This is a genomic window from Oribacterium sp., assembly GCF_057249185.1.
Map to the genome: position 1 here is coordinate 1 of NZ_DBHIGR010000236.1, position 2,472 is coordinate 2,472.

Annotated in this window: 3 protein-coding genes; all 3 read left to right on the forward strand. The window is 45.2% G+C overall.

Going from position 1 to position 2,472, the window contains the following annotated elements; translation table 11 throughout:
* Window positions 1-229, forward strand: a 229-nt coding sequence (locus ACO4PX_RS09870) for a zinc metallopeptidase (RefSeq protein ID WP_485572521.1), incomplete at its 5' end; no start/stop codon positions are given.
* Window positions 222-1,550 (forward strand): transcription antitermination factor NusB, encoded by a 1,329-nt coding sequence (locus ACO4PX_RS09875; RefSeq protein WP_485572523.1) that lies wholly within the window; start codon window positions 222-224, stop codon window positions 1,548-1,550. The genes ACO4PX_RS09870 and ACO4PX_RS09875, both read left to right, overlap by 8 nt.
* Before the next feature lie 72 nt (window positions 1,551-1,622).
* Window positions 1,623-2,472, forward strand: an 850-nt coding sequence (rlmN, locus tag ACO4PX_RS09880) for a dual-specificity RNA methyltransferase RlmN (RefSeq protein WP_485572525.1), incomplete at its 3' end; no start/stop codon positions are given.

A 2,472-nucleotide genomic window follows, 5' to 3' on the forward strand; every position in this document is an offset into this window, starting at 1 on the left:
AGTGGCGATTTCCTTTCAGATTATTACCCTTCCGGTGGAGTGGAATGCGTCCCAAAGAGCCATGCGAATCTTGGAAGAGGAGGGGATTTTAAGTCCCCAGGAAATCAAGGGAGTTCGGGCAGTCCTTACTGCGGCGGCTCTTACTTATGTAGCGGCAGCGGCATCCTCCGTATTGCAGCTTCTTCGTTTACTCATTCTCTATGGAGGAAGAGGCAGAAGAGATGACTAAGGCTGAAAAAATGAAAAGCAAGACCGGAGCCCATGTAGGAATATCCACCGGAGGCAAAATGGATAAGAGGAAGAAAAACTTAAAGCCAAGAGTGGAAAAGAGCGAAAGAGAGTTACTTTTGGAGCTTTTGGAAAAGGTCTTTTATGAAGGAGAGTTTATTCATCTTGCTTTAAGAAAGCTTTTTTCGGACTATCCCGGATTGGGAAACAGAGAGAAGGCTTTTTTAACCAGAAGCAGTCACGGGATTTTGGAGCGGTATCTGCAACTGGACTATGTGATTTCCTTATACAGCAGTGTAAAGCTGAAAAAGATAAAGCCTGTAGTTCTTTTAAGTCTTCGAATTGCCATTTATCAATTGCTATTTATGGATAAGATTCCGGACCATGCCATTGTGGATGAGGCGGTAAAAAGCATCAAAAAAAGAAAGCTTCAGGGTCTGGTTCCCTTTGTCAATGCAGTTTTACGAAAGATTGTAGGAGAGAAAGAAGAGATTAAAAAGAAGCTGGCTTCTCTTCCCAAGGAGGATGCAGTTTCCCTATGCCTTCCTCCGGATATTTTGGAGGTCTTTTTAAAAGACTATGGCAGGGAAAAAACGATTGCCATGGCAGAGGCCTTCTTACAAAGTGACGGAGGCTTTTATATCCGAAATGAATCCGGAGAGGGAGAACGGGTATCCGGAAATATAGTAGAGGAGGAACGTTTCCGTTCCGGTGCCGTCACCATACAGGACTTTTCTTCTCAAGCGGTGGGAAAAAGCCTAAAGCTTAAAGAAGGAGCTTTGGTACTGGATTGCTGCAGTGCCCCGGGAGGAAAGGCCTGCCATATCGCCTCCTTACTGAAGGGGAGCGGTAAGGTTTATGCCAGAGATGCCCAGAAGGATAAGCTTCGTTATATTGTGGAAAACCAAAAACGTCTTGGTTTAGAAAATATGGAGATCGAGCATTGGGATGCCAGAGTTCGGGATGAGCGCTTTATACAAGATGGGGAAGGAATTTTGGATGCGGTGCTTTGTGATGCACCCTGTTCCGGCCTTGGAGTTATCGGTAGAAAACCGGATATTCGTCTGCATTTTAGCAAGGAAGCTTTGGCGGAATTGCAAAGCCTGCAAAGGGAGATTCTAAGTACGGTTCAAGCCTATGTGAAAAAGGGTGGACAGTTTTTATATTCCACCTGCAGTCTTTCCTTTAAGGAAAATGAAGAGAACCGGGACTTTATTCTACAAAATTTCCCTTTCACCCTGATAAAGGAAGAGAAGTTTATGCCGGGAGAGCCCTCGGACGGCTTTTATCTGGCCCTGTTTCAGAGAAAGACGGAAGCTTGACGGCAGCACTGTGACGGAAAAATTCGGAGAAGTCATTTTACGTAATTTCAGAAAAGGATGGAGGAGTAATTCTTGCAAGAGAAGGAAGGCATGAAAAATATTCGTGATTTAGAGCTTATAGAGCTGAAAAGTCTGTGTAAGGAAGAGGGATTTCCTGCTTATCGGGCGGAGCAGCTTTTTTCCTGGCTTCATGAAAAAGCTGTGGAGGAGTATACGGAAATGACGAATATTCCTAAGGCTATGCGGGAAAAGCTTGCAGAAGGCTATTCCGTGGCCTTACCTGAGGCGGATTTACACCTTTGCTCTAAAATGGATGATACGGAGAAATTTCTTTTTCGTTTATCTGACGGGCATAAAATAGAATCGGTTTTCATGCGGTATCAGCATGGAAACTCCGCCTGCATTTCCACCCAGGTGGGCTGCAGGATGGGCTGTGCCTTCTGCGCGTCCACTTTGGATGGACTTGCCAGAAACTGTACCACAGGAGAAATGCTTGGGCAGATTTATGCTATGGAAAAGCTGACAGGACAAAGAATTTCTCATGTGGTGCTGATGGGCTCCGGAGAGCCATTGGATAACTATGAGGAGGTTACCCGTTTCTTACGAATCATCAGTGATGAAAAGGGAAAAAATCTCTCCATCAGAAACATTACACTGTCCACCTGCGGTCTTGTACCGAGAATCTATGATTTGGCCAAGGAAAATTACGGGATTACGCTGGCTCTAAGCCTGCATGCGCCTACGGATGAACAGCGAAGAAAAATCATGCCCATTGCCAATCGCTATTCCTTATCGGAAATTATGCCGGCGGTGAAGGAATATTTCAAAAAAACCGGCAGAAGAGTTAGCTTTGAGTATGCCTTGGTGCTGGGGGTAAATGACGGAGAAGAGGATAGAAGGGCTTTGGCGGACTTATTGAGAG

Coding starts and splice junctions, on each gene's coding strand:
- ACO4PX_RS09875 (WP_485572523.1), top strand. CDS start 222: ATGACTAAGGCTGAAAAAATGAAAAGCAAGACCGGAGCCCATGTAGGA.